Source organism: Salinimicrobium oceani, assembly GCF_012037645.1.
Window position 1 is genome coordinate 1 of record NZ_JAAVJR010001326.1, and the last position, 326, is coordinate 326.

The following is a 326-nucleotide window of genomic DNA, read 5'->3' on the forward strand; positions in this document are numbered from 1 at the left end:
CTCTGGAAACAATATTTCTGGTTCTAATCATAAATTCCCATCCCTGGTTAGCAATACTACCAACGTTGGTGGTAATAGCATCGTTCCCGGTAGACATTGGAAGCGGTTGATCATACAGTAGATCTACAGATTCTTTATCAAACCATTCTACAGATCCTTCAATCCTGTTATTTAAAAAGGCAAAATCAAGACCTATGTTAGTTATCTGAGAAGTTTCCCAGGTTAAATTTGGATCTGTAACTCCTCCTAAAAGAACCCCTGTATTGGTTCCCTGGTTCCAACCGGTATTAAAGGCTTGAACATAAGGGAAGTAGCCTATCCCTCTG

1 protein-coding gene is annotated in these 326 nt (G+C 39.9%); it reads right to left on the bottom strand.

The features are described from left to right. On the bottom strand, positions 1 to 326 hold a 326-nt coding region (locus HC175_RS22040; RefSeq protein WP_168139998.1), incomplete at both ends, for a TonB-dependent receptor domain-containing protein.